We start from the raw sequence: 25,553 nt of genomic DNA on the forward strand, positions 1-25,553 counted from the left end.
AGTAGGTCGATGCCAGATTTAGAGAAGAGCGATTCTGAAAAGAGTCGCTCTTTTTTTATGGTGTAAATGGTATTTTAGCTCTCCCTCTGTTTTAGTCGCCTCCGGCGAGTTGCAAGTTACATTTGCCTTCGGCAAGTTGCAGGTTGCTTGTCTTGTGTTGTAGACTGTATTTAATTTATTTGCTTTTAGATAATGAAAAAAAGAGTAGGAATACCTACTCTTTTCTGCTGTGTGAAATGATATATGCTTACTTGAGAAGCTCTTTTATTTTTTCTTCCAATGCTTTGCCTCGTAGTTTGATGGATAAGACTTTTCCTGTTGAATCTACAAGGAAGATAGCGGGGATAAGTTTTACTTCGTATGCATCGGCGATATTTGATTTATCCAAGAAATTAGGCCAAGGGAATTGTTCTTCTTGAAGTGCTTTTTGCCATGCAGCATTGTCTTTGTCTATGGATATGCTGATTATTTCAAGACCTTTGGTTGCAAATTCTTTATACAAGGCTTTCAGGTTGGGAATTTCCCGACGGCATGGTCCACACCAAGATGCCCAAAAGTCGATGAGTGTGTATTTTTTGCCTTTTATTAGTTCTTGTAAAGTGAGTGTTTTACCTTGAGAGTCAGTTACGGTAAAGTCAGGGGCTTGTTTGCCTTCGAGGGTTTCCGGATATAGTTCTTCATAAACAATTTGACCGTAATAACTTTTCTGTGCTTCCGGTGAGAAGTTCGCGAACCATTCTTTTTGCTCTTCCTCGAACCAACTCATGGATTGCAACATAAGGAAAGGTCCCCACCAAGAGTTCTTGTTATCCATGACGGCTTGTTTTGTCTTTTCCCCCGCAGCTTTGAAAAAAAGATTTTCGTCTGCAGCCATTTCCTGATATTCTTTTGTTTTGGCAAGAGAGTCCATGAGAGTTTTGTTTTTATTCATTCTGGCTTCACTTATTTGGGCGCTGATTACCTTGTGTTTTTCATTTTTGCTCATAAACATCTGTTCTAATTCTTCTTTAAATGCCATTTTTTTGAGAAATTCCTCGTGGATGGGGGAGCCGGATACTTTTGTATCACTAAAAGATGTCCATTCTTTACCATTGTTATCCCGGGTTTCTACCTTGCTTGTAACAGTGGCATTTACCCCGTTCTCTACCATTACTTGTATTACGCCCGAATTTTCTTTCAATTGTATGTAGAACATCCGGGGTGATTCAACTTGACCGGAAAAGGTAAATTTGCCGTTAGAAAGAGTTGTCGTTGCAATGGGTTTTTCTTGTTTGTGAGTAGAACCCGGCACGAGGCAAATTTCTGTTCCGTCGGTTAAGCCGGTGATTGTTCCGTTGATTGTAAATGAATCTTTTGAAGCACAAGCAGTGGTGGCTAGCGTGATGATGGCTAGCATCATGATTATTATTGTTTTCATTATCGTGTCGTTTTAAAGCTTATCGTTCTACATTTTGTTTTATGGTTCCGTTCCCCGGATTGCTTGTAGCTCCCAACGGGAAGGGCATTATCCACAGGTGTGAAGTCGGGGATAGGGTGAGTGTACTTTCATTAAACTCTTTTGTGAGTGTCCGGGCGTACAGGGCATCTTGATTTAAGCGACGCATATCCCAAAAAGGGATGGCGGTTTGCACGTATTCGTTCGCTTTTTCCGAAATGATGTATTTCACGGCTTGCTCTGTCGTGGCGGCAGAGAGTGGAGCGTATTTATCCGCGAAGATACGGGTTACACGTACGGCGTTCAGAACGTTCATGGCTTCGTTGATATTGTCCTGTCCTCCTTTGCGTGCAAGACATTCGGCTTTTATGTAATACATTTCGGGCGTGGAGATTCCACCACCGTTAAATTTATCATTACGGATACCATAGAATATATCATCGGGTGCTTCGTATTTCGCTTTCCATTTAGAGGCAAAACGGGCATCGCCTTCTTCAAAAAGGGCGGCACGCGTGATGGTTAAAGCTCCGTTGACTCCGCTTTGTCCGAAGTTCTTTTGTGTGTTGGTCCCGTAGCGGAAAATATAGTTTTCCGGGTTATTCAAGCCGATAGCGGGATAACTGGTTGACCAATCGTCCGGTTTTTCTATTTGTTCTTTGTTTTGCTCGTAATAGGTGCGCCAGTCATATAGTTCATCGTTTTGTTTCAAGGCTTCTTCCGCGTATGTTAAGGCATTCGTGTAATCGCCCATGGTGAGATATACCCGTGCCAACATGGCGTATGCGGTTCCCAGAGTCGGGTGCAGGACGGTAGTACCTTCTTCGGGGAGAGCCGGAAGAGCCTCGGTAAGGTCTTGTAAAATGAATCCATACATTTTTTCGATCGTGATCTGGGTAGAGGGAGCCCCCATATCCATACTGAGAATCTGGGGAACGGATAGCTTCGTGGCGGCAGTTGTGCTGTTGTAGGCTTCCGCGTAATAGTTTGTCAGATAGAAGTAATTCATTGCCCGGAGTACTTTTGCTTGAGCGATCAATTCATCCCGTTCTGCTTGGGTACATTCCGTGGCATCGGGTACGCTGCTGATAATGAGATTCCAATTCGCGATGGCAGAATAGGAATAGTAATAGAGGGCTTCATCGGAATTGTTTTGTTCGATGCGATCTTCGTTCTCCTGCCAGTTGTAGTTGATAGAATTTAGTGTTACAGAAGTGAGGGAACTCGGTTTCATGTACACGTCGTTCAATAGGTTTATGGCTTGTGTGGCATCGTTAAGATGATTTGATTCATTCCGGATAAAAGCGTCGAAGTCGGCGAGGGTTGTCGGGATTTTTTCTCCTTTGGGGAGAATGTCTAAAAAGTCGTTGCAGGAGGAAAAAAGAGCTCCTGTTATCAGAAGACTGATACTTACGAGTATATATTGTATTTTCTTTTTCATGGTCTTTCGATTTTAGAATTAAAAGTTCAGGTAGAGTCCACAAACGTAATTCGGTTTGTTCTTACTTCCCAGAAGAACTCCGGCTTTGCTGTTAAATGCAAGGGTGGCTAAATTCTCGATATTGAATTGTACACGGGCTGCACCAAGACCGATTTTCTTCACCCATTCAACCGGAACTCTGTACGAGAGCGAGAGATTGTTGATTTTAATATAGGATGCATCCAACACGTGAATGTCTGCTTTCCCGTATATGCTTTCCCGCGCGTAATTAAATTCCGGGGATGTGCTGAACAAGAGGCGGGGAACATTGGTTTTTTCCTCGTCACCTGCTTCTTGCCAGCGTTTACGGATGTCTTTGTTCGTCATACTGACCGTCCTGCCCATGCTGATCGTGGGAATATTGGTGTTGCGTATTTTATGACCGCCCGCGTAAAGCAGCATGAATGAAAATTCAAAGTTTTTGTAGTTCAATGTGTTCGTGAAGGAGCCGCTGTAAACGGGAACACTTGTCCCGGCATAATGGATCGCTTCGAGATCCGTGTATTTCGTTGTCGTGATTTCTCCGTTCAAATCGTACATTTGAGGTTCTCCTTTTTCACTCAATCCTGCCCATTTGTAAGCGTAAATAGCGTTATAAGGTTTTCCTTCTCTGGGGTATGCCATAGGATAATCCATTTGGAGATAATACACGGGTGCAGTTACATTAATCTTGGTTACTTTGTTTTTGTTGTACCCGAAAAGGAATCCCGCGTTCCATTTGAACTCGGTTTCGCGGAGGATGTCCCCTTGGAGTGTCAATTCAAATCCCCGGTTACGCATAGCCCCGTTGTTGAAGGAGAGGGTTCTGTACCCGAAACCTTCCGTGGGTACTCCCATTTGGTTGGCAAGCAGGTCTACACTTTTTTTGTTGTACACTTCAAACGTTCCGGACAAGCGTCCCGTGAGCACTGAAAAGTCTATACCGACGTTTATGGTCGTTGTTTTTTCCCAACGCAGGTTTGGATTAGGAGGTGAAGAGATATTTCCGTACAAGCCTCCGACTAAGGTGCTCGCGTAGTAATTGGCCGTGAGATAGGGTGCGGCGTCTTTCGCGATATTACCGCCAATACCGTATGATGCCCGAAGTTTTAGTAAATCTATCCAGTTTACGTTAAAGAAGCTTTCCCGGTTGATATTCCAGTTTGCCCCGACAGACCATAACGGTTTGTTCTGGTATTTGGAGTTTGTACCCCATAGGTTGGAACGATCCCAACGGATACTGCCGGAGAGGGTGTAACGGTTGTCGAATGAATAGGCTATGTTGGAATAGAATGACACGAAACGGTTTACCAATTCCGATTGTGACCGGGGAGAGGTGAGCGATGCCCACGAGTTCATCAGACCGGAGAAACCTGCCGTCAGTTTGGTTTCATCGATATATTGTGATGACAATAATCCGCTGTCGTAGCCGTAGCGGGTAAGACTGCTATATTCCAGCTTGGTGTTTCTGATTTCCTGCCCGATGATCCATGTTACGTTGTGCAAGTCGTTGAATGATTTGTCAACATTGATTTGCTGGCGGAAATTATACGCGTTGGAATGGTGTTCCTGCGTGTAGAATATATCCCCCGCGGGCAGGTTATACAAGGCTTCTCCGTTATTGTTCGTGGCAAATTTATTGACCGTTTGGCGGGTATTCAAAGATTCCATTTCTTCCAGACGTTTCAAGCGGCTTACCCCGTATTCGTATTGGAACATGGTATTATAGGATAACCACGGAAGGATTTTGATATCCAGTTTCCCGTACAGGCGGTTGTTAAATTCTCTGGTTTTGTTCAAACGTCTGTCGAGCTCGTCAAGCGGTACGATATCCAGACTGTATAGTCCGTAATTGGCTATATTATCTCTCACGGTCTTTGTTTGCTGGGCGGCAATGGTGACGGGCGTGCCGTTTTCTTTTAACCGGTCGTAGGGACTCGCGGTGAAGCCTGCGCTGTAAGAACTGAATAAGTCGTATGTTTGTTCCGTTTTATTCTTGAAACTGATGTAAACGCCGACATCTGCTTTCAACCAAGAAGTCAGTTGAAGTGAATTTGTGATATTTATCCCGACTTGATCGTTTTTCGTGTATCGGTCTTCTTCTTTGTTGTTCCGGTAACTGACGGAGAGGTTGAAGTTATTCCGGTCTGTGGCTTTGCCCACGCTCAGGTTGTATTGCTGGTAGAAAGGATTGCGTTTGGCGTATTTCTCTACATCCTTGTAAAAGCCGAATCCCCGAGAGCTCAATTCTGCCAGTTTCGCGTCCGCTTCTGCTTGAGAAATCTTGTTCGTGTAAAGGTCGAGTAAGATATTGGTCCCCGCGCTGGGTAGGGTGGAATAGTTGTTCCGGAGGTTTTCAGCCTCGGCAATCGCCCGGTCTATGCCATTGTTTAATTCGGCGTTTTGTGTTGCCCAGTATTTTTCCAGTTCGATGATATCGGCCGAATTGGTCAAGTTACCCGTGTAGTAGGAATAGGGATGAATGGTAAACGAGCCGGAAAGTTGTACTTGAGTCTTGCCTTGTTTGGCTTTTTTGGTCACGATGACAACGACACCATTGGCAGCGCGTGCCCCGTAGATAGAGGTGGCGGCGGCATCTTTTAATATGGTGATGCTTTCGATGTCTTCCATGTTGAGATCGGGTATGTTTTCCGTGACATTGCCGTAGGCGTCGATAGTCGTGTTTTCCACTGGAAAGCCGTCAATCACGTAAAGCGGGGTTTGCATGGCATTCATGGTTGATACTCCCCGGATGATTCCGTCGGAATACCCGGCGACCTGTCCTTCCAGTACGGAGGACAAGTTGTCCAAACGACGGGTTTCGAGAGTGGTGGCGCTTACTTTGGCAAAAGCTCCGGTAGAGCGTTCCTTGGAAATGGTTTGGTATCCGGTTACCACCACTTCGTCTAAGGTTTCCTTGTCGGGTTCCAGTTTGAAGTTGATTACTTCCTGTTTACCCAAGGGCATTTCAATGGTTTTGTAACCGATGAAGGATACCATGACGGTGTTATATTTCTCGTCGAATGTAAGAACATAGTTTCCGTTGACGTCGGAAGGTACTCCGGTGGTGGTTCCTTTCAGCCAGATGTTGGCTCCGGCGATGGGCTGGTTGTTTTCGTCCAGTACCTGACCTTTGATCGTGCGTGTTTTTTTCTTTTCCGGGGTGTCGGTCGCCGGTTTCGGTTTCACGATAACGATGTCGCTTTCGATTTCATAGGTGTAAGGCTGGTTTTTGAAAATAAGATCCAATGCCGTTTTTAACGGTTGGTTCTCGAATTTCAAGGTGACGTTTGAGGCTTTCTGAATTTCGACTTCGCTGTAAATGAATTTTACTTCGGTCTGTTCTTTGATTTGTTTGAATACTTCGCGAAGAGGCATATTCTTCACGTCCAGAGTCACTTTTTTCACGGGAGTGTCAGCGTAACTCCCCATGCCGAATACGAATAGGAAAATGAGTAATAAACTCAAATGCTGTTTCTTAAATGGATTTTTTTTCATAACATTGTACTTTAATTGTTTTTTCCACCTAGAGAATGGAATTAATTGTTTAAACGGGAGATGTTTGCAGCATCTTCCGCTTTCTTTATAATAATATTTCTTCCGGATATTTCGAATTTGATATTTGTTGTCTTGCCGATAATCGTGAGGACTTCTTCCAAGGTTTGGTTTCGCTTCACGATGCCTGTAAAGGGGTGCTCCCGGAACTCCGCCGCTTCAAAGGTGAATTGCACGTCGTACCAGCGGGACAGTTGTCGGGCAATGTATGATAAGGGCATATTCTCGTACTCGAAGGCTCCGCTAATCCATGAGGTATAGATTGATACATCGACTTTTTGTTTTTCCAGTTTGTCGGTCGTGTGGTCCATGATGGATTGTTCTCCCGGCGAGAGGCGAATTTTCGAGTTATTGTGTTCGAACTCGACACTTCCGGTGACGAGTGTGGTAATTGTTTTTTGTTCTTCGGGATAGGCTGTTATGTTGAATTTCGTGCCTAGTACCCGAATCCGGTCGTTGCCCGAATGCACGATGAACGGGCGGGATTTATCCGGCGCCACTTCCAAGTATATTTCTCCTTTCATGTAAATCTCCCTTGTATTCCCGGAAAATTGACTGGGGAATTGTATTTCGGAGGACGAGTTTATCCATACACGTGTGCCGTCTGACAGCGTGAAACGGTATTCACCACCCGGGGGAACGGTAATCATGTGAAGCGGGGCGGTTTGCCCTGTTTCCCGATTATCCTTGTTATATTGTAATCCTTCCAGAGAGTCGTTTACAATAGTCGAACCGTCGGGAGCCACGATGCGGGAAGATGCCGAGGAGGTTAGGTTGACAGTTTCGCCGTTGGCGTAGCTGAGTACAGCTTTCACGCTGCCGGGTTCGATTTGAGTTTGAGCAACTTGTTGCTCCGGGGCATACGTCGATCGTGTATCCGGGAATATAAAGAGCAGGATTAAAGCGACAGAGGCTGCAATAGCAGTTCCGATAATCCGGTGCAGGCGTCTGTTCTTCCGGCGAGTGTGTGTTAATGTTTCGGAGAAGTTTTCCCAAGCTTCTCGCGGTGAAAGTTTTTCTTGTGCCTGTATTGTTTTTAGTAGTTTCTCTGCTTCCCGGATATCCCGAAATAGTTTCCGGGCTTCCCTGTCATTGTCTATGAGATGGCGGAGTTGCTCCCGCGCCGCCGGGGAGAGGGTGCCGTTGCTGTATTCCGCTATCAGTTCGTATATTGTTTTATGCTCCATGTGTCACTGTTTTATATGATATTCCCAAAAAATTAGAATGGGTGACACGAATAGAATAAAATTTTGAAATTATTTTTCAGAATGCAGGAAAGAGAGAAAGAGGAGGGAGAATGTTTTGGTGTCTATTGACTTGCGCAAAGCTTCTAGCGCACGGGCGTAGTAGGTTTTCACGGTATTAACGGATATCTGCATTTCTTCCGCCACGGTTTTATAAGGCGTGTTATTGAAAATAATGGCTTTTAATACTTTTTGAGGATTGGTGGGGAGATTTTCTATCGCGGCGTATAGTTGTTCTTTGATTTTTTCGAGTTCTGCCTCGTCGTCATGAAGCATTTCATCCAGAAAGTCATCAATATGCAGTTCAATGTCTACGAAATAGGTTTTGCCTTTGTTTCTCATGAATTGTAAAGAGGCTTTACTTGCAGCGCCGAATAAATAGGAACGGATAGAGCCTGAAAACGGATGTCCCTTTTTGTTGTTCCAGAAAGAGATGAAGACGGATTGAACGATGTCTTTAGCGTCCTCGACGGAAAGAAGGTAGCGCATGACATAAGTGCATAACGGTTGATAGTAGATGTCAAACATTATTTTCATGCACCGTTCATCTCCGGCTGCCAGCAGGCGAATAATCGTTGATTCGGTTTTATCTGTCACTGTCGGTATTCCTTTTCGTGGAGTGGTAAAGTTAGTATTAATCCGGTAAAATGCAAAGGGGATGACTTGCCGGAAACAAAAATCCCCCAAAAGATGTCTTTCAGGGGATTTCGTGAACTCGGCGGGAGTCGAACCCACAACCTCTTGGGCCGTAACCAAGTGCTCTATCCATTAAGCTACGAGTCCTTGTTTATTTTGCGTGGCAAAGGTATGGAATGTTCTTTGTTTATGCAAGAGTTTCGTGTTTTTTTTCAGATACTTTTTTTTATGTTTGAAAAATAACAAAGCGAGGTGCGTATAGTTTTTATTACTACTTTTGCGTTAGGTTGTTCAAGTACAAATAGAAGAATATGCTTAAATTTATAGTCGAGAAATTCAAGAGATATCATTTAAAGGATGTGGCAGTCAAGGACGAGCGGGTTTTGGCATTTCAAAATTTAGAGGCGGCGAAGGAATGTGTGTTGTTCTGGGTGGCTGATGATATTTCTTGGACAGAGGTAGATAAAATTAGAAAATCTCTGGCAAAGTATATGGAAGTGCATTTGCTTTCTTTTATCCGGCAGTCCAAATCGGTATTTGAACGCTCGGGAGACGCGTTGTACGCGGATGAGTCTTCTATTACGTATGGTGGGAAAATTCGGGATGCCAAGTTGCGGGAGGTGTTGGAGAAGACGGAAGGGGTGTTCATAGACATTTCTATGCAGCCCGATGTTTTGGGGGATTACATTGTACGATATGCCAAATCGCCGTGCAAGGTCGGTATATCCAGAGAGGGAGTGGAGCATGATATTATGTTTGCCAATGTCCGGAATACGGACGTTTTTGTAGATCGTTTGTTTAAGTTATTCACAAAGATTAATACGTATTGAGATGAAAAAGTTTTCGGGAGTAGGGGTTGCTTTGGTTACTCCGTTTGACGAAATGGGAAATATCGACGAAAGTTCTTTAAGAAACCTCGTGAATTACGTGATAGACGGTGGTGTCGATTATCTGGTGGCTTTGGGTACTACTTCGGAGGCCGCGACAATGACGGTAGAGGAGAGGGCTTACGTGGTGAACGTGATCACGGAGGAGAATGCCGGGCGGTTGCCGATTGTCTTGGGTGTTGGAGGAAATAACACGGCTCATGTTGTGGAGGAACTTGCCACGTTACCTTATTTAAGGCAGGGAGATGCAATATTGAGTGTTACACCTTATTATAATAAGCCTTCACAGCAGGGATTATATAATCATTTTAAAGCTATCGCGGAACATTCGCCTCTTCCGGTAATCTTGTACAATGTTCCGGGGCGTACTTCCGTGAATATGACGGCTGCAACCACGTTGCGACTGGCTCTTGATTTTGAAAATATTATCGCGATAAAAGAGGCTGCCGGTAATTTTGAACAGGCGACTTCCATTATTGCCGGGATGCCGGAGAATTTTATATTCCTTTCGGGTGACGACGGCATTGCCCTGCCCTTGATTTCTATTGGCGGGAGTGGGGTTATCTCTGTGATCGCGAACGTGTTGCCGTATGACTTTTCTACTATGGTGCATTTGGCTTTGGAAGGAGAATTTGGGGAAGCGAAAGATATCCACTTGCGCTTGGGTGAGATGTTCAAGGCTCTTTTCGAGGAGGGAAATCCTGCCGGGGTGAAAGCAGCCTTGCATGCCAAAGGGGTTATTGCCAGTCAAAAACTACGTTCGCCCTTGTGCGAGGTGAGTGATGCTTTGTACCAGAAATTGAAACGAGGTGTGTAAAACACACCTTCCATTTTAATCTATATATCCGGACTGGGAACGTCTCAGTCTTTTTAATTTGTATTGCCTGTACTGGAACAAGCCGATTAATAGTATAATGACGATAGGCAAGAAAAAGTTGAAATATTTCAAGAATGTCCGGTATGAATTACTTACCGGTTCTAATGTCTGATTCACTATGTATTTGTTCCTCAATTTTATCAACCCGGAATCGTCAGCCAACCATTCGATAGAGTTTATGGCAAACCTGATGTTGTCTAGGCGAAGGGCATCGTAGTCATTGTCTTCCATGAAGCTGGCATTCGAGATGACGATGATAGCACTTTTGTCGTCTTCATTATTCAATAAGGCAGCCACGACGTTGTTCGGGCGGTTGAAGTCATGGCGGGTCCACGTCTTCTGTATGTCGAAGAACACGGGAACTTCCTGTACTCCCGATGTCGGGGAAGTTTTTGCCAACGGGGTGAACGTGTAGGCGGAAGTGGTTTTCACGTTTGTCATACTACTCGCGAAGAGTAGTGATATGGCATTCAATCCGTTTGTGATAACATGAGAACTGAATTTCTGTATGGTTGGCATATACGGAAAACTGACCTCACTTTGATATAGGAAAAAAGGTCCTTGAGATACCCGGATTCGTCCGCAATAGCTATCGATCACGAAGTCATAGTTGATCTTCAGTCCGAAGTTTTCCAGCATATCTTCAAGACCGACACGATTGATAAAACCGTTATTTTGACTTGCTGTGATTTGTCCGACCGCGTGATTCAGCGCGATATACAGTCTTCCGCCTTGCTTCAAGTATTCTTGGAGTCGTTTAATCTCTTCCTTGCTGAAACTGTCTCTGGGACCCATGATACAAATCACTTTGTAACGGTTCAAGTCTGTGAATTGGTCGATGTATAATGATTCCAAACGTGCGTTTCGGAAAAGTTCATGTCTGATTTGGGTGATCTTGTCGCGGAGCATTTCGTTGTGTCCCAGCAAGAAGCCGATATTCGGTTTTGTCGTGTCGCACGCTTCTTTTAACATGCGAGTCACTTCGTATTCCAGCGGGGTATGCTGGCTGATAAGGGGGATGACCGATTTTTTGTTCCCGATTTGTATGACTGCCCCGAAGTAGATTTTTTGGATCTTCACCATATCTCTTTCCATGCTTTCTTGGGAGAAGGGATGTATGCCGGCTTCCAAGGCAAGTATTTCTCTCGAGTCGTTGTCCGGCGTGATGGTGGTGATCGTGAACGATTTGTTGCTAAGGGTTTTGTATTCTTTGAGCAAGTGTTTAAATTCCCGTCCCATTTTCATTTTGTCCTGCGAAAGTCCTTCAGACATGAAAAGGGTTACGGAAACGTCTTTATCGACTTTTTTAATCATATTTTTGCTCACGGGGCTCAACGAGTATTTCTTGTTGCTCGTGAGGTCTATTCTGGCAAAAACGAAATAGGAGACAATATTTACCGCTATCAGTGATAAAATCAGGAAGGTGGGGTTATATATGAATTTGTTTTTCATCACTAGGTATATATTAGGCTCTGGTTCGACTGATATAGTATCTCGCTAGCGCGAGGAACAAGGTTACAATACTGACGAAATATACAAAGTCTTTCGTGTCGATGACTCCGCGGGGAATGGCATCGAAATGTTCGCCCATGGATAAATAAGTAAACAGGGCAGCGATGAAACCGGAGCCGAACAGTCCCGCGATAAACTCGAACAGGAATTGGAACCATATCCCGATGGCAAAGGTGACGAAAAAAGCAACAATCGTGTTTGACGTCAATGACGACGCGAATATGCCCATGCTGATATAGCAACCGCTAACCAGTATTAGTCCGAGGTAGCCGCAAATCCCGGCAGCATAGTCCACATGCCCGAGTGATGTCAGCGTAATGTAATAGGGCAGAGTCAGTAACAGGCATAGAATGACTTGCAGGAGTATCGCGAAAAATTTACCGCAAAGGAATTGCCACGGTTTTATCGGTTTCGTGAACAGGAGTTCGAACGTGCCGTCCTTTCGTTCGTCCGATATGCTTTTCATCGTGAGCACGGGAACCATGAAAAAAAGCGTCCAGTAGAACACGTTGAACAAGTAACTCAAAGAGGCTTGTCCGGTGTAAAATACGTTTTTCCACGAGAACCAGCAGATGAATCCCGTTATGCAAAAGAAAACCGTGTAAATAATGTATATCGCGAGCGAGTTGAACGCGACTTTTAATTCTTTATCTATGATAACTTTTACTGCGCCCATGAATTATTCGTTTTGAGTGACTTTTCGAAATATATCTTCCAGTCTGGTCTGCACGGGAGTGAGTTCACTGATATACCAATCATGTTCCCGGCAGAGGTCAAATATGGTTCGTCCGATTTCCACGTCGGGTTTGCACTGGATCTCGAAGTTTTGCTCTTGGGTAATCTCCATGTGCAATATCTCCGGGAGCGTGCACAAGGCATCGTGGATGACCGGTATGTCGTCCCCTTTGATGCCCAGTTTGAAACTGTAACCCGCGTCGGATTTCCGGCGGAGTTCGGATGTCGTCCCGTTTGCCACGATCTTGCCATTACTCATGATCATTACCTGATCACAAGTCGTTTCAATCTCGGATAAAATATGAGAGCTTAGAATCACCGTTTTGTCTTCCCCGATGGTCTTGATGATTTTGCGGATAGCAAAGATCTGGTTCGGGTCGAGTCCGGTAGTCGGTTCGTCCAAAATAACAACTTCCGGATCATGAATAAGGGCTTGAGCGATTCCGACACGTTGCCGATAACCTTTGGATAGCTCGTGAATCTTTTTATGTTTCTCGTTATCAAGTCCGCACAACCGGATCATATCGAGTACCCGTGCCGTGATTTTGTATTTCGGGATGTCTTGAAGTTTACCGATAAAAAACAGGAAGTCGATCACGTTCATTTCCGGGTACAGCGGGTTGTGTTCCGGGAGGTAGCCGATGACCTTTTTGATTTTTCCTGCCTGCTTCCAGATGGAGTAATCGCCGAAATTGATATTCCCGCGTTCGGGCAAGAGATAGCCTGACAATATTTTCATCGTGGTTGTTTTCCCGGCTCCGTTTGGTCCCAATAACCCAAGAACTTCCCCTCTTTTGGCTTTAAAAGAGATGGAATCCACGGCTTTGTGTCCTTCGAAAGACTTCGTTAATTTATCCACAATGACATCCATGGGCAGCTGTTATTTGTTTTCTACAAAAATAGTCATTCAAATTGATGATTTACGGCTTTAATAATCTTTAACCGAGTAATTAACAAGGTTTTAATCAATAGTGTTAAGTTTTTACATTTCTAGCGACAATCGTTTACTTGTGTTTATCGGATGATTCACGCACGATTAACTCGCAATTGACGATCTCTTTTCTTATCCTCGCGTGCCTGCTGTTTATGATTTGTTCGAACAATAATTCAGCCGCGGTTTTTCCTATTTTTTCCGGGAATTGATTTATCGAACTAACCGTGGGATTCATGTACCGGGAGCGTTTCGTGTTGGAGAACCCTACCACGGCAATGTCCTGCGGGATATTGAGTTTTTTCTCTTTTATCGCCTCAATCGCACCGATAGCCAGATCATCCGTGATACCGAATATGGCATCCGGTCTTTCCCGCGTTTCGAGTAATTGTAGCGTGGCCTGCTTGCCGGATTCAACGGTTAAGTCCGAACAGTAACGGATATAATTTTCCTTTATAGGTATATGATTTGCTTCCAGCGCTTTCCGGTAACCTTCCATGCGTTTGCCGCCGATGGCTATTTGTTCCGGTCCGGTTAATATGGCAATCTTTTTGCATCCGACCGACACGAGATGTTGTATCGCTTGGAAGGCAGCGGTAACACCGTCAGTCACGACTCTCGATACTCCTTCCACGGAACCCGTTGTGCGGTCGAATAATACCACGGGGATTCCGGATTCTTGGATTTGTTTCACGTGGTCAAATTCTTTTGTCTCGTGCGATAGAGCCATGATGATTCCGTCCGCCCGGTTTGCCAATAGGACGTCCACGCTTTTTTTCTCTTTCTCGAAGTTTTCGTTTGAGGAGATAACCAACACGTTGTACCCGTGACCGTCAGCTACTTCCTCGATTGTTTTTACCACGGTAGCGTAAAACGTGCTCACGATCTGGGGTACGATAACCCCGATCGAGTGGCTCTTGTGCGTTTTCAGCGCGACGGCAAGGGGATTGGGCTTGTACCCGAGTTGCTTGGCCAAGTCTTGCACTTTTTTGCGGGTTTTAGCGCTGATTTCATGATTGTCTTTCAAAGCACGGGAAACCGTTGATACCGATATTTTCAGTTTCTCCGCGATGTCCTTGATTGTTACAGGCTTCTGTGTTGTCATATACTTAATATGTTTGGGTCACGACTTTTTTTCTAATTTCGGGTAGGCTATACGGGCGTGATACACGTTGATCAACATTTCCGTGAATACTCGCTTCACGGTGGAGATGTCCCTGAATGTCAAGTCCGCGTTGGCGAATCTTCCTTCTTGAAGCATACCGTCTATAATATTATTTACAAGATTTGTCAAGTTTTCCTCGTCCTTTACTTCCAGAGCCCGGGAAGCGGCTTCCACGGCATCCGCCATCATGACCACCGCACATTCTTTTTTCACCGGATCGGGACCGGGATAGGTAAATAGTGCTTCGTCTATTTCTTTGTCCGGGTATTTGTTCTTGAACGAGTAATAAAAATATTTCACCTGACTTTTGCCGTGGTGTGTGCGGATAAAGTTCTTGATGGCTTCCGGCAGTTTGTACTTGTTCGCCAGTTCAAGTCCTTGCGTGACGTGTGCGATGATAAGTTGGGCGCTCTCGTCAAAATCCAGATTACTGTGCGGGTTCAACCCACCGGTCTGGTTCTCGATGAACATGATCGGATTGTAGGATTTACCGATGTCGTGGTATAATGCCCCGGTACGTGCCAGCAGGGGACTGCCGCCGATATGGTAAATCGCCTCTTCCGCGAGGTTGGCAACCATGAGGGAATGTTGAAAGGTTCCCGGTGCTTTCTTCGTGAGGTTACGCAATGCCGGGTGGTTCGGGTTCGAGAATTCCAGTAGACTGATTTCCGAGGTGTACCCGAAAAGTTTTTCCACGAGGTAGAGTGCCGGGTAAATCAAACTTAGTAATACCGTGTTGATAAGCAACAGAAGGATGGCAAACAAGTGTTTGGGGGCAAATGAACCTTCCTGTATAAGCGTGAAAGCCCCGTAAACAAGCACGTAAGTCAAGAATATCAAAGCCAGCGCGATGAATAATTGTGATCTGCGCTGCAAATGGGAGAGGCTGAACATGGCCACGATTCCCGCCGCTATCTGCATGAAGAAATACATGTAGTTGTTCGGGGCGTAGTACGAGATCAGCATGGTCGTGCCCAACAGCAGGTAAAGTGCCGGACGTGTGCCGAACAGTATGTTCACGATGAGCGGGAAGAACAGCACGGGTATCGCGAGAATATTTATATTCTGGAAATAACTGATACTGCCCACGGCAATGGTCAGCAGGAACATGCTATACAGGAAAAAGAAGTCTTTCGTGTTGTAGAAGAGCCTTTTTCTTGATATGTAAAGAAACATGGAAAAGCTGAGTATGGCAATCAGCGTCAGGATGGTTTGGGCGGCAGTGATTCTGATTCGGTCTACCGTCGAACCTAGACTTTGCTCGTGTTCTATACGGAAAGATTCCAGTACCTTGTATGTTTCGGGGGTGACCAGATCATTTCGGGAGATGATAATATCCCCTTTGTTTATCATGCCTTGTGTCGGCGTGATATTTTTCATGCTGGTTTCTACCGCCAGTCCTGTTTTGGTAAGGTCGTATTCCAGATTCGGGTTAATGTAGTTGTTCAAGCCCATGCTGAGGATCTTTTCCTCGGTTGTTTTCGCGAGATGCAGACTTTGTACGTATTCTACCAGTGTTTCGTATGCTTGTTTCAGCGTGTAGACATTGGAGAATTTTTCCTCTTGGGCAATACCGTCCTTAACGACCAGAATGTTTTTGATTTTGTCTGTATTGAACTTTTCCGGCATTAGAAGTATTCCGCGAGAGTATATCTCTCGTAACTTTGTCACGATCTTGTTGATGTCGTTCCCGTTGAACAAAGTTTTGTACTCGCCTAATTTTTCAGCGAATTTGTTGATCTGTACATCCGAACTTGCTTCCGTGTAATTGAAAATGGGAGGCTGTTCTTCCCGGATCTTTTCAATTTCGGCTGTAATTTCCTCGGAACTTTTGTGCAAGGGGAAATCAATCGGGGCAATTAACGTTTCGTATTTCCACGGCATTCCTTTCTGGTAAGAGTATTTGAATCCCTCTATCTTGGGGAGTAGCAAAACTATTATACCGCAGATAATAATGATCGTACTGATTTTGAACACGTGTTGAATCGTACGATGTTTTCTATTTTTATTACTTAGCATGTTCGACTTTATAGAATTATCTTTGTTCAAAGATATAATAAAATTTTAAAGCCTCCTACGGGGAGGCTTTAAAATTGTTGCAAGTTACAAGTTGAGCCTTCGGCTCTGCAAGTTACAAGTTTTTGAATGAGTTCTTTTTAACCTGTAACTTGCAGAGCCAAAGGCTCAACCTGCAACCTGTAACGTTTGCCGTCGGCAAACACCTATTGCATTCCCGCGGTTTCCACTTCGGTGCTAACTTTCTTGATCAAGCCTTGGAGAACTGATCCGGGACCGATTTCAAGGAAGGAGGAAGCTCCGTCAGCCAGCATATTTTGCACGGTTTGAGTCCAACGCACGGATGCTGTCAATTGGTCTATCAAATTTTGTTTGATTTCTTCCGGATCCGATACGGGTTTTGCATTCACGTTCTGGTAAACCGGGCAGATCGGTTTGGAGAAGTGCGTGTTTTTAATCGCATCCGCCAATTCTTGACGGGCGGGTTCCATCAAAGGGGAGTGGAATGCGCCGCCTACTTTCAACGGGAGAGCCCGTTTTGCTCCTGCCGCTTTTAATTTCTCGCAAGCCGCGGTGACGCCTTCTATGGTTCCGGAGATTACGATTTGTCCCGGACTGTTGTAATTGGCGGGTACCACCACGTCATCAATTTCCTCTAGTGCTTTTTCCACGGTTTCATCCGGCAAACCTAGGATTGCCGCCATTGTTGACGGGCGTGCCTCGCATGCCTTTTGCATGGCAAGTGCCCGGGCGTGTACCAGACGTAATCCGTCTTCAAACGAGAGGGCGCCGTTAGCCACAAGCGCGGAAAATTCTCCCAGCGAGTGACCTGCAACCATGTCCGGTTTCTCGGTCAACGATTTGGCCAGTATCACGGAGTGAAGAAATATTGCCGGCTGGGTTACTTTGGTTTGTTTCAGGTCTTCGTCAGTTCCGTTGAACATCAGATCCGTGATGCGGAATCCCAGTATTTCGTTCGCTTTCTCGAATAATTCTTTCGCCTCGGGAGAGTTTTCATACAAGTCTTTACCCATTCCCACGAATTGAGCGCCTTGGCCCGGAAAAACAAATGCTTTTTTCATACTCGTTTTGTTTATTTCCTAATGAAATTTGTTACTAATTAATCGGATAAACTCCTCCCGCGTGGCAAGTTTCTCGAACGCGCCGCTAAAGTCGGAGGTTGTTGTTACCGAGTTTTGTTTTTGTACACCCCGCATCATCATACACATGTGCTGCGCCTCGATCACCACGGCAACGCCCAAGGGATTGAGGGTATTTTGAATACAATTTTTTATGTCGTTCGTCAGTCTTTCCTGTACCTGCAATCTTCTGGAGAAGGCTTCCACTACCCGTGCTATTTTACTTAGTCCCGTGATATACCCGTTCGGGATATATGCCACGTGCGCCCGCCCGATGAAGGGCAGCATGTGATGTTCGCAAAGGGAATATATCTCGATGTCTTTCACGATCACCATTTGGCGGTAGTCTTCTTTGAAGAGGGCGGAACGCAGGATTTCTTCCGGGTTTTCATGATATCCCCTTGTCATGAATTGCATGGCTTTCGCTACACGGTACGGGGTTTTTATCAATCCTTCCCTGTCTGCATCCTCACCCAGCAGTTTCAGTATTTCTTTATAATGGTAACTTAATTGTTCCGTTTTTGTTTTATTGTAATATTCTACCTTGCGGTAAAATTCTTCTTCGTCATCCAATTCCGTGTATTTCATTCAAACTCTCTTTTAGGTGCTTGATTCATCACTCGTGTCAGTGATGGAAAATTCGATGCAAAGTAAAATATAATAATCGAGAATTGAAAATCGAGGATGAAAAATGACAAGAAATGGGGAGGGAATGCTGTTCCGTTGCGAGAGGGATATGTAGCCGTTGCACGAGGGTTGACCTCTCGCGATGCATGAAGTTTGGGAGAGATTTGGGAGGGAAAGGTAACGGGAAGCGTGTTTTGTGCACACGTTAAAAAAGCATATTTCTTATTAAAACGTAGGCTATGAGTGGGCGAAGTGCAGGCGAACAGTAGGCGATGTCGCCTATTACCCACTCAAAACTCGCCTAAAACCCGTTTATCGGTATAGTTTATTCCTTGTTTTGGGATAGGGTAAGTGGGGGTATTCGTGTATTTACTTGAAGTCGATATAAAAATGAAGTAGATTTTTGTCATATATTAAAAATAAACTATCTTTAGCAGATTAAAAACATTGAATATGGAGTGGTTTGTGTTATTCATGCTCGTCGCGATAGGCTTTGTCCTGTTGATTCTTGAATTTCTAGTATTTCCGGGGGTGAATGTTGCCGGGATTCTTGGTTTTGCTTGTGTTGCCGGGGCTATTTGGCTGGCTTATTCTACCATGGGTACTACCGTGGGGCATTTCACGTTGCTCGGGACGGCTGTTTGCGGGTTCGGGGTGACGTGGTACGCGCTTCGGGCGAAGACATGGCGGCGAATGCAATTGAACACGCAGATTGACAGTACCGTGGAAGGTGTCGATGAAACGATACGGGAAGGGGATGTCGGGATTACCCAAGGGCGTTTGGCTCCCATGGGCAAAGTGCGGGTTGGTGACAGCGTGGTAGAAGCGGAATCCCGTTCGGGTTTTGTAGATGAAAACCGGGATGTTGTGGTATTGAAGGTGTATAAAAATAAGATAATTGTTAAACTAAAAACAGAATAAAGGATGGATAATAGCAGTTTGTTTTTTCTGGTAGCGGTCATCGCGGGTGGATTGTTCTTGCTTTGGATGATTCTCTACTTCATTCCGATCGGGTTGTGGTTTCAGGCGTTGGTGTCCGATGTAAAGGTGTCATTGTTGCAACTGGTGTTGATGCGTTGGAGAAAAGTGCCGCCTACTATCATCGTGCGTGCCATGATCGAGGGCAAGAAAGCCGGATTGGAACTTTACCGCGACCTTCTGGAAGCGCATTATCTGGCGGGTGGGCACGTGGCTCAAGTGGTACACGCTTTGGTGTCGGCGTCCAAGGCGAATATCGATTTGACATTCCAGATTGCCACGGCGGTAGATTTGGCAGGGCGTGACGTGTTTGAGGCCGTTCAGATGAGTGTAAACCCGAAGGTGATTAATACTCCTCCCGTTGCCGCGGTGGCAAAGGATGGTATCCAGTTGATCGCCAAAGCGAGAGTTACCGTGCGGGCTAATATCCGTCAATTGGTCGGTGGTGCTGGGGAAGAAACTATTCTGGCACGTGTCGGCGAGGGTATCGTGTCGTCTATCGGTTCTGCCGGTTCGCACAAGGAAGTATTGGAGAACCCGGATTCTATATCGAAAGTGGTGTTGAGCAAGGGATTGGATTCCGGTACCGCTTTTGAAATCTTGTCTATTGATATCGCCGATATCGACATCGGTAAGAATATTGGTGCCGAGTTGCAGACAGACCAAGCAGAGGCAGATTTGAAGATTGCCCAAGCGAAGGCAGAGGAACGTCGCGCCATGGCAGTTGCCACCGAACACGAGATGAAGGCTCTGGCACAAGAGATGCGCGCCCGGGTGATCGAGGCGGAAGCCGAAGTGCCGCGCGCTATGGCAGAAGCTTTCCGTAACGGTAATCTCGGTATCATGGATTACTATAAAATGAAGAATATCGAGGCGGACACGAGTATGCGGGAGTCGATCGCTAAGCCGAACGATAAGAAGAATACGCAGAAGTAGACGGAATAATCTGGAAAGTTTCTACGTGATTATGAATGCACAATCAAATTCAGGTTGTGCATTTTTTTATGAGTTTCATTAACAATCACATTTAACAATGTCGTTTCAAAAATGGTCTCTGCGACAATTATTAAATAAAATTTTAGTAAAAACGCCATGATTAGCAATTTAATTTCTTATATTTGTAAATATGCTAACTTAAATATTTCAAATTATGAAAAGATTATTATTATTAATGTTGGCGTTTGTGTTCCTTACGGGATTTTATAGCGAAGAAGTAAAAGCACCAAACATTCAAAAAAATGCAAAAGAGGTAGAAATTATTCCTTTTGCACCTAGGATGTATGATTATTCTCATTCGGGTAAGGTTACAGGTAAAGTTGGTCAAAATATAAGATTTGGTGTTAAATATTCGGGGTATCCAATGCCCACTTGTGAGGTTTATAAGGATGGTATACAAATTGTAAATTCTTTGATATATCGTATCAGGCATACGGGCGCTTTTGGTGCAGGCGAAGTGGTTGTTGAAATAGAGGAAGTAGAATTAGAGGATTCAGGTAAATATACTATAGTTTTGACAAATCCCCTTGGGAGTGTATCGGTGACCTACGTGGTGGAAATAACCGAATAGTATGATATTCTATGAGGTTAGTTCTGCTCTCAACGAGAGTATTCGAAGAAGGTTGTTTTAGTACTATATTTGAGGCAATCCTTTTTGATGTTTAAAACTGTTTTTTGCCATTTTTAGATTGGGGTAAATTAGATATAATGGATAAGAACAATATTGTTATTGAGGCTCTGTACGAGTTTAAACGTGTGCGAAGGAGTATTTTGTTCCAAGTGTTTGTCGTTTTGGCAATCGTAGGACTTGTTGTTTATCAGTATACTTTTTTGTCAAGAGAAGGTGGTACGGTCTCGATAAATAATTTGTTCCAGTTTTATATGGATTGGACTTCACAGGCTCTATCTTCATCCATTGCTTTTAAAAGTGCCTATTATTTTAATATTATTCAGTTACTTCTGATAGCGTGTTTTGCTGCTGGTGATTCGGTGGTGCTTGAAGAGGGAGCGAAGAGCGCGTTGTCCGCTCGCCCACAAGGGAATAGCGAAATAGTGTTCGGGAATTTTTTGGGAAAGTTGTTGACGGTAACGATATTGAATTGGATTTCTTTTGCAACGTCAATCCTTATAAATTTAGTCTTGTATTCCAATTCTTTCGATTTGTCCAATTATTTTTTTTATTGGCTCACGCTAACACTTCCCGTATCGGTTTATTTTCTTGGGATTTCTTGTTTCGTGATGCGGCTTGTTCGTAATCGGGGTATAATTATTCTTGTATTGCTCTTGTTTTTCGGTGGTGTGACTTTCTTTGGAGCCGGTTTTTGGAATGGTGTATTCGATCCTTGCGCCCGATATATACCAAATATGTTTTCGGATTTCACGGGACACGTGAATCTCGGGAACTATTTGTTACAAAGGGGAAGTGTTTTTTTGATTGGCGCAGGGTTCTTGGTTTTATCGATTATTCCTTACGCGAGAATCCCGAATCATGCGCTTGTGTTTCGTAAGTGTCTTGGTATTGCCTGCGTTTTATTCGTGTTTGCCGGAGGATTGGTGTTCGTTTATCATCTTCGACACGTGACGGTCAGTGATTGTCGGGAAACTTATAAGCGGGTGTACGATGATTATGACCAATATCCCGGAGCAAAGATTATCCGGCAAGATTTGCACCTGAAGGAGCTAGAGAATGGCGGTATTTCGGTGAATAGCCGGATGAAGATCATGAACGGCTCTTCAGACAGTATACCCTTGATCATGTACTTGAACCCGGGCTTAAAAATTACTTCATTTGAAGTCAACGGGGAATCGGTTGTTTTTCGGAGAGAGCACCAGATACTCGTGTCAAATAAAGAGTTGTTCCCCTCGGAAACTTATGATGTTTCGATTCATTACGAGGGGAATATTGAAAACGAGATATGTTTCCTGGATGTAGCTCCCGAAGAATATAATTCACCCGGCGTGAACGCTCTTGGTATATATTATTTTGGAAACACGCCGGCTTTTTGCGGGAAAGAGTACAAGTTGCTCACGCCGGAGTGTATATGGTATCCCGTGTGCGTGCCGCCGTATCATTTATCCGGCAGCAGAAATATAAGCTTTACCCGATACTCGTTAAAGGTTGAACATGATCCTCGGTTAACGGCAATTTCGCAAGGAAATATTATCGAGAAGGGCGAGGGAGAAGCATTATTCCGGTTCGGGCATGATGTTCCGGGTGTTAGCTTGTGTATAGGGAATTATGAAGAACATGAGATTATGGTGGATTCCACTCGCGTGACCTTGTACTTTCTTCCTGATCACGACTATCTTTTGGATGGGTACAATGTACCGAAAGATACTCTGGCGAAGAGATTGTTAACAATAAAAAAGGAATTAGAGCATGAATGTATAGCATATCCCGAGAATTTAACAAAAGAAGAATGGGCAGTTGTGAATGAAATGGATGATGGCACGCGGGAGTATTCGGAAATACTCGATATAGTCTACGCTAGAAGGCCTTTTGATCCCAGGCAACACTATCCATATCGTTGGCTCGTTCTTGTGGAGGTTCCTTGTAATTTTAGTTGTTTTCCAAGTTTGACGCAGTTGACAGGAGAGCGAGAGCAGGGAGGAATGGTGTTTATGCCGGAAAAATTGTATACCATAAAAGGTTATCGGCATAAGAGTTTCAACGATCGGGGTGAAGAGGAGGATTTGATGATTCGTCTGAGAGGGGATATTCACATGATATTAGGAGAAGGGAATTGTAATATACGACCTGCACTTATAGGAAGAACGACTTCCATTTTTTCTAGTGAATGTCCAATTATGAATGATATTTTTGCCTACATGGCTCGTGATGGTTTTAATACATTTTATCATGGGGCAGTGGATTATCCGATAGTGGAATACTTGAACGGGAATAGTTTAAGAACCGCGTTAACTGACAGGTCATTATCGCCGGATGAGTTTAAAAATATTATGCGCAAAAAAAGCGAAGAGTTATACATGTATATCATGTTACATGTAAATGAGATACAGTATCGCCGGTTTTATCACGAATTTTTGGGGGATCATCTTTTTAAAGAGACTACTCTTGAAGAATTTTGTCAACAATTCTATAAGTCTTTTGGTGTTAGGTTGGATTCACTGGTGGAGAGTTGGTACAATACCGATAAATTGCCTTTGTTTGAGATTCGAGACGTGCGGGCAGTAGAATTAAAGAAAACATCGTATCTGCCGGATATGTTGTATAGCTTTAAGGTTTTTAATAGAGGTGATGTGCCGGGGGTTATTGTGACAAGTGATTATCAAGGATGGGTTATTCCTCCTCACGAGGGACGGGAGATCAAGGCTCGTAATCGTAAGGATGCCTATCATAATTATTATGCTCCTTTTTATGTGGGGATGCCTCTGGCTCAAAATCTTCCCGCGATGTTATCATTAGAGTTGGAGAGTTTGAATGATGTGTCAATGGATACTGTAGCAGGTGTTTTCAGAATAGATTCGTCTGCCTTTTTCCCGAGTAAGAATGAGATTGTTATTGATAATGAAGATGCTGGCTTCAGAGTAGTGCAAGCAAAGGGATTTAATATTTTATCTTTATTTCGGGGAGATGAAGAAAACCGTAAAAAATATTACAAACGATTTTCACAACGTGAGAAATGGTTGCCTTCTATGAATGAACATTTTTATGGTAATCCAATACGAAGTGCATACGGTAAAAGAGCCGGTTCCGGAGAACAAAAAGTGGAGTGGAGTACCGTGTTACCTCAGGAAGGTAAATATGAAGTGTTTTTTTATCACACGAAGCCTAATGATATAAGGAAAGATCCGAAACAAGAATTCCATTATGTCCTTTCCGACGAGAAAGGCGAGCATGAAGTTGTTGCTTTTGTAAACGCGGATGAGGTGGGTTGGATATCTTTAGGGGTATTTGATTTTACTAAAAAGGTGAAAGTGACCCTAAGTGACAAGGATAGAAAGAATGATAAAGGTGCATATAAATACCCGCAAGAGATCGTTGCTGATGCCGTGAAATGGGTTAGTCAGGATTGAATGTATTGAATTTGTCGAAATCGGGTATGTGATATTTTTCTAGTGGCAGTAACTACCGAGAAATTCTCGGTAGTTTAATTTGTGTCTTTTCAACAATATCCTTTTTTGCTTGGTTTATTCCGGAAAGAAAGAGCCGGGTAAATCCCGTAAGTTGTACCGGGAGGCCATGACTTCGCCGTAGGCTCCGCAGGAGCGGATGGCGATGAGGTCGCCTCGTCGGGTGGCGGGGAGTTCCCGGTCTTTGCCGAAGCAGTCGGAGGATTCGCATATCGGGCCCACGATATCGTATTTTTCGTACGGTTGTATGGAGGTGAGGTTTTCGATGCGATGGAATGCTTGGTAAAGGGCGGGACGCAGGAGGTCGTTCATTCCGGCGTCGAGTATCACGAATTTTTTGTGCTTGCCTTCTTTCACGTAGAGTACGCGGGAAACGAGTGAGCCGCATTGTCCCACGAGAGAGCGTCCCAACTCGAAATGCAGTTGCTGTCCGGGTTGGGCTTCGAAGAAATCGGCGAATGTCTGGAAATAAGAAGCGAAGTCCGGGATTAACCCGCAGGAGGGGCAGTCGTAATTGATACCCAAGCCGCCTCCGAAATTGACGTGGGGGAGGATAATACCCTGTTCTTTCAGACGAGCCTGTATTTCGTTTACCCGCAGGCAAAGTCCTCGGAACACGGTGAGGTCGGTGATTTGGGAACCGATGTGGAAATGTAACCCGATAAGACGGATGTTTTCTAATTCCCGGCAGACGGCGATGGCGTGCTCCAAGTCATAAAGGTAGAAGCCGAATTTGTTTTCTTCTATTCCCGTGGTGATGTAATGGTGCGTGTGGGCGTCCACGTTCGGGTTGACGCGAAGGGCGATAGATGCTTTTTTGCCGAGTTCCCCGGCGAGCGTGTTGATTACCTCTATTTCCGGCAGTGATTCGCAGTTAAAGCAGAATATGTCTTTTTCCAGTGCGAGTCGGATTTCATCATCACTTTTGCCTACCCCGGCATACACGATCCGGTCGGGATGGAAGCCGTATTCAACGGCTCGGGCAACTTCGTTGCCGCTGACACAATCGGCTCCTATTCCATAATCTTGGATGATTTCAAGTATTCTAGGGTTGGCATTGGCTTTCACGGCATAGTGTAAATGGAAACCGTGGCGGTTGGCCTCTTGTGTCGCGGATTGGAGGGTTGCCCGCAAAAGTGCGGTGTCGTAATAATAGAATGGTGTTTTTAAAGATTGAAATGTTTTGACGGTTTCTATATTCATTTTCAATTAGGTTTATAAGATTAAATGGTCGTCTATAAAGTCTATAAGGTCCGTAAAGTCCATAAG

General features: G+C 44.5%; 19 protein-coding genes and 1 tRNA gene. 6 read left to right on the top strand and 14 right to left on the bottom strand.

The features are described 5' to 3' along the window. Positions 1 to 247 precede the first annotated feature (247 nt). The 6 genes from ACK8P8_RS07860 to ACK8P8_RS07885 form a co-directional block, all read right to left on the bottom strand. Positions 248 to 1,417 (bottom strand): redoxin domain-containing protein, encoded by a 1,170-nt coding sequence (locus ACK8P8_RS07860; protein WP_369859065.1) that lies wholly within the window; start codon positions 1,415 to 1,417, stop codon positions 248 to 250. Positions 1,418 to 1,436: 19 nt separating this feature from the next. Beyond that, the gene (locus tag ACK8P8_RS07865; RefSeq protein ID WP_099294433.1) at positions 1,437 to 2,873 is read right to left on the bottom strand and encodes a RagB/SusD family nutrient uptake outer membrane protein; all 1,437 of its coding nucleotides are present in this window, start codon (positions 2,871 to 2,873) and stop codon (positions 1,437 to 1,439) included. A gap of 18 nt (positions 2,874 to 2,891) precedes the next feature. Next, on the bottom strand, positions 2,892 to 6,389 hold the full coding sequence (locus ACK8P8_RS07870) for a SusC/RagA family TonB-linked outer membrane protein (protein ID WP_369859064.1): 3,498 nt from the start codon (positions 6,387 to 6,389) through the stop codon (positions 2,892 to 2,894). A 41-nt stretch (positions 6,390 to 6,430) separates the two neighbouring features. Then, positions 6,431 to 7,633 carry a FecR domain-containing protein gene (locus ACK8P8_RS07875; protein ID WP_369859063.1) on the bottom strand — a complete coding sequence of 401 codons (1,203 nt, stop codon included), beginning with the start codon at positions 7,631 to 7,633 and terminating at the stop codon, positions 6,431 to 6,433. Between the two features lie 69 nt (positions 7,634 to 7,702). Beyond that, positions 7,703 to 8,287 carry an RNA polymerase sigma factor gene (locus tag ACK8P8_RS07880; RefSeq protein WP_141561007.1) on the bottom strand — a complete coding sequence of 195 codons (585 nt, stop codon included), beginning with the start codon at positions 8,285 to 8,287 and terminating at the stop codon, positions 7,703 to 7,705. A gap of 113 nt (positions 8,288 to 8,400) precedes the next feature. Next, positions 8,401 to 8,473: transfer RNA gene (locus ACK8P8_RS07885), tRNA-Arg, on the bottom strand. Positions 8,474 to 8,637: 164 nt separating this feature from the next. Here ACK8P8_RS07885 and ACK8P8_RS07890 point away from each other — a divergent pair. Both ACK8P8_RS07890 and dapA read left to right on the top strand, forming a co-directional pair. Continuing rightward, positions 8,638 to 9,156, top strand: coding sequence for a DUF6913 domain-containing protein (locus ACK8P8_RS07890; RefSeq protein WP_099294425.1), 519 nt, complete (start codon positions 8,638 to 8,640; stop codon positions 9,154 to 9,156). 1 nt (position 9,157) lies between these two features. Beyond that, positions 9,158 to 10,030, top strand: coding sequence for a 4-hydroxy-tetrahydrodipicolinate synthase (gene dapA / locus ACK8P8_RS07895; RefSeq protein ID WP_227216815.1), 873 nt, complete (start codon positions 9,158 to 9,160; stop codon positions 10,028 to 10,030). A gap of 15 nt (positions 10,031 to 10,045) precedes the next feature. On the opposite strand, the gene ACK8P8_RS07900 is transcribed toward dapA, so the two are convergent. The 7 genes from ACK8P8_RS07900 to folE form a co-directional block, all read right to left on the bottom strand. After that, the gene (locus tag ACK8P8_RS07900) at positions 10,046 to 11,542 is read right to left on the bottom strand and encodes a GldG family protein (RefSeq protein ID WP_099294421.1); all 1,497 of its coding nucleotides are present in this window, start codon (positions 11,540 to 11,542) and stop codon (positions 10,046 to 10,048) included. A gap of 13 nt (positions 11,543 to 11,555) precedes the next feature. Next, the gene (locus tag ACK8P8_RS07905) at positions 11,556 to 12,278 is read right to left on the bottom strand and encodes an ABC transporter permease (RefSeq protein ID WP_186978655.1); all 723 of its coding nucleotides are present in this window, start codon (positions 12,276 to 12,278) and stop codon (positions 11,556 to 11,558) included. A 3-nt stretch (positions 12,279 to 12,281) separates the two neighbouring features. Next, entirely contained in the window at positions 12,282 to 13,208 is a 927-nt protein-coding gene (locus ACK8P8_RS07910) for an ATP-binding cassette domain-containing protein (protein WP_099294417.1), read from the bottom strand. A gap of 133 nt (positions 13,209 to 13,341) precedes the next feature. Next, a complete protein-coding gene (locus ACK8P8_RS07915) occupies positions 13,342 to 14,373 on the bottom strand; it encodes a LacI family DNA-binding transcriptional regulator (RefSeq protein WP_099294415.1) in 1,032 nt (343 codons plus the stop codon). Positions 14,374 to 14,391: 18 nt separating this feature from the next. Continuing rightward, on the bottom strand, positions 14,392 to 16,452 hold the full coding sequence (locus ACK8P8_RS07920; RefSeq protein ID WP_410025736.1) for an HD family phosphohydrolase: 2,061 nt from the start codon (positions 16,450 to 16,452) through the stop codon (positions 14,392 to 14,394). A gap of 203 nt (positions 16,453 to 16,655) precedes the next feature. Beyond that, positions 16,656 to 17,531, bottom strand: coding sequence for an ACP S-malonyltransferase (fabD, locus tag ACK8P8_RS07925; RefSeq protein WP_186978658.1), 876 nt, complete (start codon positions 17,529 to 17,531; stop codon positions 16,656 to 16,658). Positions 17,532 to 17,549: 18 nt separating this feature from the next. Beyond that, entirely contained in the window at positions 17,550 to 18,176 is a 627-nt protein-coding gene (gene folE, locus ACK8P8_RS07930) for a GTP cyclohydrolase I FolE (protein ID WP_099294409.1), read from the bottom strand. Positions 18,177 to 18,662: 486 nt separating this feature from the next. Between folE and ACK8P8_RS07935 the strand changes: the two genes are divergently transcribed. The 4 genes from ACK8P8_RS07935 (at position 18,663) to ACK8P8_RS07950 (ending at position 24,227) form a co-directional block, all read left to right on the top strand. Then, positions 18,663 to 19,136 carry an NfeD family protein gene (locus ACK8P8_RS07935; RefSeq protein WP_444860992.1) on the top strand — a complete coding sequence of 158 codons (474 nt, stop codon included), beginning with the start codon at positions 18,663 to 18,665 and terminating at the stop codon, positions 19,134 to 19,136. A 3-nt stretch (positions 19,137 to 19,139) separates the two neighbouring features. Continuing rightward, positions 19,140 to 20,129: a flotillin-like protein FloA gene (gene floA / locus ACK8P8_RS07940; RefSeq protein ID WP_099294405.1), complete on the top strand. Its 990-nt coding sequence runs from the start codon at positions 19,140 to 19,142 to the stop codon at positions 20,127 to 20,129. Between the two features lie 214 nt (positions 20,130 to 20,343). Further along, positions 20,344 to 20,760 (top strand): immunoglobulin domain-containing protein, encoded by a 417-nt coding sequence (locus tag ACK8P8_RS07945; protein ID WP_410025737.1) that lies wholly within the window; start codon positions 20,344 to 20,346, stop codon positions 20,758 to 20,760. Between the two features lie 137 nt (positions 20,761 to 20,897). Further along, the gene (locus tag ACK8P8_RS07950) at positions 20,898 to 24,227 is read left to right on the top strand and encodes a golvesin C-terminal-like domain-containing protein (protein WP_410025738.1); all 3,330 of its coding nucleotides are present in this window, start codon (positions 20,898 to 20,900) and stop codon (positions 24,225 to 24,227) included. 114 nt (positions 24,228 to 24,341) lie between these two features. On the opposite strand, the gene lysA is transcribed toward ACK8P8_RS07950, so the two are convergent. Beyond that, positions 24,342 to 25,487: a diaminopimelate decarboxylase gene (gene lysA / locus ACK8P8_RS07955; protein ID WP_099294399.1), complete on the bottom strand. Its 1,146-nt coding sequence runs from the start codon at positions 25,485 to 25,487 to the stop codon at positions 24,342 to 24,344. Positions 25,488 to 25,553 lie beyond the last annotated feature (66 nt).

It is taken from the genome of Butyricimonas muris, from assembly GCF_046365375.1.
GTDB classification, from domain to species: domain Bacteria; phylum Bacteroidota; class Bacteroidia; order Bacteroidales; family Marinifilaceae; genus Butyricimonas; species Butyricimonas muris.